This is a genomic window from Acetobacter sp. AN02 (genome assembly GCF_029759835.1).
GTDB lineage: Bacteria > Pseudomonadota > Alphaproteobacteria > Acetobacterales > Acetobacteraceae > Acetobacter.
Map to the genome: position 1 here is coordinate 1 of NZ_JAJJND010000127.1, position 5058 is coordinate 5058.

A 5058-nucleotide genomic window follows, 5' to 3' on the forward strand; every position below is an offset into this window, starting at 1 on the left:
TCCTCCTCAATAAAGAGAATCAGAAAGGACAGTGCGTGTCACATCACAGATGAGTCACAGGAGAACTCCGTTGGTATTACCAGATTGAGGAACGGATCCGTGGCCTGCCGCCCGACCATCGGCGGGTCGTAAGGCAGGAACGCAGCCAGGATCTTGTCACGGCGCTCCACAAATTGCTCAGCGGAAAACTTCCGTTTCTGCCGACACGCAGCAAGCTGGCTGAAGCCATCCGCTATGCCCTGAACCGCTGGGACGATCTGAAGCGTTTCATCGACGACGGTCGTATTGACCTCGACACCAATCCGGTTGAGCGGGCTATTCGTCCCGTGGCGCTCGGGCGCAAGAATGCACTGTTCGCAGGGAGTGAAGGCGGGGCTGATCGCTGGGCGATTGCCGCTTCACTGATTGAAACGGCGAAACTTAACGGAATTGAGCCATTTCAATGGCTGCGGAATACCCTCGAAACCATGGTCGCAGGGTTTCCCGCAAGCCGTCTCGGAGAGCTCCTGCCGGTCAGGTAAGGGGGGGGCAAGCCGCTCTTCAACGTCAAAGAAACCCGGCTGCTTCATGATCCATACCCCAATCAACTCAGGGGAAATGGAACCACAAAGGCAGCCTCAAAACCAGAGAGTTTTTCGAACCCTCCAAATTTAATTTCAGAGTTTTATAAAGTATTACGATAAACGATGTCTTATTTTTTGTAAGAAACGTCACTTACATTAAGGTGTTTATTCATCTCGTCTCTAATAAAAATGATACATGATTGAATTTCATTCATTGTTTTAAATGATTCAGATATATAAGAAATAAATTCGTTGTATTTATCATTAAAATAAATTTCATTCTCAATAAAAATATTTTTGTCTCTCGTTTTTGAAAGTATAATATCTTTATGTTTTTTTACATAGTTTTTTATTTCTTCATCTCCGTAATTGTTATACGGCTCTATTTTATTTTCTATACAATGAATATAATTTTCATGCTCTCTAATTTTGTTTTCAAAACCCTCTAATATATTATCTCTTAATGATTGTATAATATTGTTTTGCATATCTTCAAGATAAAACTCTAAACATGCATCCACCGTACCACAAAATGTATATTCAATACCTTTATATTCATAAGTTTTATTTTTATTTAATAATTCTATTTTATTTTTTAATATAGACACTTTTTCAGGAGTTATATTTCTATAAAGCCTAACTGATTTATTTATTTCATCATAGACGTTTTTTATTACTTCAGTATTAAAATTTCTAATTCTTTCAACATAAATAATACACTGATTACGGTGAGAAATTATTTTTTCATACGTATCTAATGATTGTATATTTTCAACAATACATTCTTTTCCTGTATCATACTTTTCGATTTTTTCTGCAGCATCATTGATTTTCTCAAAAAGAGGGTAACGCTTATCAAACAAATCCAAATCATATTTGTTTGCCGCAATTTCTCTTTGCGTTCTTGCCACAATATATGCAGCAGACGCTATCGAACTTGTTACACAAGCAGTTATTATACCCGGTCCGAATGTCCTCACCCAGATGTGCCAGCTTGACCAGTCATCAGGTGTCGAGCAGGCAAATGAATAAACAGTCATTGATAACCTCAGTAAAATTTTCTTATCATATATATATTATCCGATGATACCATCAGCTTTCTTCATTTCCTTTGGTCTTCTGTAAGGAGTTCCCCTAAAGAATTTAGTGAAATAAAGGATCACCCATGCCATCACGGTGCTCTGCTTCGGGCGCTGATCGACACGGCACTTGCCATGGTAGGGGCAGATCAGCACTGGACCTTCACCTGCGGGAAGTGGCGCAGATCGGTTCTGTCAGACTTCGGGAGAGTCTGAGCGGGGTCATGTCCCCGGATATGCTTTCCACGCGCGCACTTCATGACAGCGGCGCAAGCCCGCTATCAGTGTCAGAACCGGTTCTGGCCACGCTGGACGTGTTGCTAGATGGCATGTGCTGCACCGATTGATGGGGGTAGTACAACGTCTTCTTCCCGGAACTGGCAACACGTTCATTGATGACCGACATGAGGGCGGAAGCAGCCTTCAAGCGTGTGAGAGCCGAACGCTTACAGTAAAGAAAGGAAGAAAGGAAGAAAGGAAGAAAGGAAGAAAGGAAGAAAGGAAGAAAGGAAGATTTTTGGTAAAGAATTGAAGAAGTAAAGATTTATTGTAATAAAAATATATTTTTGACACGACGGAAAATGCTTGATAACGATAATTATTGATGTTTTTTATTTTATTTAATATGACTGAGTGCAGCGAACTGATGGGTATGCTTCAGAAAAAACCTCACTTACCAATTCCGAGCGGCAAGAGTGCCTGTCGTTCACTTCTTATTCGTCATGTAGATGATCTGCGCCAATTCCGTGATGAGGATTGGTCATATGAGTTGATTCATCGGGCGTTTCTTGAGTGCTATGGTGATGTATTTGCTGTTTCTCTACAGGTTTTTAGGGAGAGAGCGAGGCGTGTTCTCCAAAAAAATAACAAAAGGAGAAACGCTATTTCCAAAATGACTGCCTCGCGCGAGGTTGGGTAAGTGACGGCAAGTTATTTGCTGTACACAGAGCCGGAAGCAGCTTCTCGCCTTGGTATTTCTCCAATTACACTACGGCGAGAAAGGCGGGAGGGCCGGATCGGTTATCTCAAAATCCGTGCGCGGGTGCGCTACGCTGAAGTTCATCTGATAGACTACCTTGCAAGGAATGAAATATGTCCGAAACAGACACCTTGTTCCGAATTGGACAATATTTCCTTGGAAAACGTCCGAACTCGGATTCATGGTGCGCGTGCTGGTATGATCGCAAGACCAGACAAACAAAGCGAGCATCTCTTGGCACAAATGTTTTTCAGGAAGCGAAAATAAGGCTTGCAGAATACGTAACGGAACATGCCAAGAGGAAAAATGAACCGACGTCAGAAACGGGATTGGCGTCTGTTTTTATGAGATATTTCAAGCAGCATAGTGAGAAGACGCGAAGCTCTGGTCCAAATAGAAGGGCGCTGGAGTTGATGTTGGATTGCATGGAGCCTGGTGCTTCCGTTGCGGGGTACACCGTAGCCGAGCAAAAGCGCATCGCCTCCTGCTTGCGTGGCAAGGGTTACTCTGCGGGTTATACCCGTCGCGTCATGGGTATAGCCGCTGCTGCTGTGAACTGGTCATGGAAGAATGGAGAGATCGATCGTCAGATTCCGATTGTGCTTCCACCCGAAGGTGAGGGGCGTGAACGCATTATGACGATCCAGGAGATGGCTCGGCTTTGGACGACAGATATGCCACCCCATCTTCGTATGTTTCTTGCGCTCCTCATCGGAACGGCTTCGCGTCCTGAAGCTCTTCTGCAGCTGACTCGCGAGCAATGCGATCTAAAGCACGGAGTGATTGACCTGAACCCTCCTGGTCGTGCTCGAACAAAGAAGAGAAGGCCACGTATCCCGGTGCCTGAGTTTCTACGATCATGGATTGAGAGCGTGTCATTCGGACCTCTGGTCACCTACAAGAGTAAGCCGATTCTCAAGATCAACGGAGCATGGCGTGCTGCCCGGAACGCTGCAGGTTTATCGCCAGAAATCGTGCCCTACACAATTCGCCACACCATGGCGACTGAACTGATTACGCGTGGCGTGCCAGAGATAGAAGTTGCCTCTCTCATGGGGCATGCCATGCCAAATCTTCGCACCACAGGACGTTATGTGCATGTGCGTCCGGACTTCCTCGCAAACGCCAAGCAGGCTATTGACGAGGTCGCAAGCGCCATCGACCGGGTAGCAGCCCGATCGATGGTAAATTTTAATATGCGTGCTAACAGCGTGCTAGACTCAACTGCAAAGGATGACACTCCGATGCATAAGTCTCAGAAAACCGTTGGTTTTCTGCCGGAACAGATGGTGGGCGCAACAGGGATTGAACCTGTGACCCCTACCATGTCAAGGTAGTGCTCTACCGCTGAGCTATGCGCCCATCTGTCCGGTGAAGCGGCTTGTAATAGAACATCCCGGACGGCGTCAAGCCCCTTCGGAACGGTTCCCGGTCTGGTCGCACCATCATGGACAGGGTATTGCATGCATCATGCCGCCATCAGACATTCCGGACCTGCCGGAAACCCCGGTCGATCAAGGCCGGACGCTCATTCCCGTCGTTGTCGAAAGACCTGCCACACAGCCTCTGCCGCTGGTGATTTCCCTGCCGCATTCAGGCCGTGCCTATCAAGAGTCCTTCATATCCCGGACAAGACTGACCCTGTCCGAACTTCGCTCCGGAGAGGATGCCTTTGTTGACCTCCTTGCGGCAGATACCCCCGGTCTCGGCGCAACCCTGATTCAGGCAACATTCCCGCGTGTGGTCTGTGACGTGAACCGCGCTCCTCTCGATGTGGATCCCTCGGAGGTCAGAGGGGCAGGCGGGCGGTTCTTTCGCCCCGGAGCCCGCGCCCGGGCCGGTCTGGGAAGCATCCCCGCTGTCGTGTCAGGAGGCAAGAAAATCTACGCCCGACCGCTCTCGTTTCCGGAAGTCAGCAGTCGCCTGAACGAGATGTGGAAACCCTACCACAAGACACTGCACGGCCTGCTCAGGGAGATGCGTGACCATTTCGGAATCTGCGTGCTGCTGGATCTGCATTCCATGATGCCCGGCCTGTGCGAGGACCAGGCCGAATTCGTCATCGGAGACCGCTTCGGTCAGTCATCAGATCAGCGGTTCGTCGCAGCCATAGAGGACAGCCTGCGGGAGGCAGGTGCGGATGTCCGCCGTAACCGACCGTTTGCAGGAGGATTCATCACGGAGCATTATGGCTCCCCAGGCGAAAACATTCACGCAGTTCAGATCGAAATCCGCCAGGATCTCTATATGCATGGGAAGGAAGCGGGCCTGAGCACAGGATTTGCCCGTACGCGCGGGCAAATCAGCGCCCTGACACAAAGGCTCGGATGGGAGCTTACAGCCACGGGGTAAAACGGTAGATAGAGGTGGCCCCGGTTTTTTGGACAGGGGGTTAAGCTATAGACCGGCCTGAGAGAGGACGGGTTTATGGGCAAGG

The 5058-nt window shown here is 48.3% G+C and carries 4 protein-coding genes, 1 tRNA gene and 1 pseudogene; 4 read left to right on the plus strand and 2 right to left on the minus strand.

All coding sequences use genetic code 11. From position 1 onward, the window contains the following. Positions 1-77: 77 nt before the first annotated feature. Positions 78-521, plus strand: a pseudogene (locus tag LOC54_RS11240) (transposase); the annotation flags it as partial. Positions 522-691: 170 nt separating this feature from the next. Here the strand turns inward: LOC54_RS11240 and LOC54_RS11245 are convergent. Continuing rightward, the gene (locus tag LOC54_RS11245) at positions 692-1603 is read right to left on the minus strand and encodes a hypothetical protein (RefSeq protein WP_279313889.1); all 912 of its coding nucleotides are present in this window, start codon (positions 1601-1603) and stop codon (positions 692-694) included. A 958-nt stretch (positions 1604-2561) separates the two neighbouring features. Between LOC54_RS11245 and LOC54_RS12395 the strand changes: the two genes are divergently transcribed. Both LOC54_RS12395 and LOC54_RS12400 read left to right on the plus strand, forming a co-directional pair. Beyond that, complete coding sequence (locus LOC54_RS12395; RefSeq protein ID WP_408740348.1) at positions 2562-2888, plus strand: helix-turn-helix domain-containing protein; 327 nt, start codon at positions 2562-2564, stop codon at positions 2886-2888. 407 nt (positions 2889-3295) lie between these two features. Next, the gene (locus LOC54_RS12400; protein WP_408740349.1) at positions 3296-3958 is read left to right on the plus strand and encodes a site-specific integrase; all 663 of its coding nucleotides are present in this window, start codon (positions 3296-3298) and stop codon (positions 3956-3958) included. Here the strand turns inward: LOC54_RS12400 and LOC54_RS11250 are convergent. Then, a tRNA-Val gene (locus LOC54_RS11250) sits at positions 3909-3983 on the minus strand. The genes LOC54_RS12400 and LOC54_RS11250 overlap by 50 nt on opposite strands. 108 nt (positions 3984-4091) lie before the next feature. Here LOC54_RS11250 and LOC54_RS11255 point away from each other — a divergent pair. Continuing rightward, the gene (locus LOC54_RS11255; RefSeq protein WP_279313890.1) at positions 4092-4973 is read left to right on the plus strand and encodes an N-formylglutamate amidohydrolase; all 882 of its coding nucleotides are present in this window, start codon (positions 4092-4094) and stop codon (positions 4971-4973) included. The last annotated feature ends 85 nt before the right edge of the window (positions 4974-5058 follow it).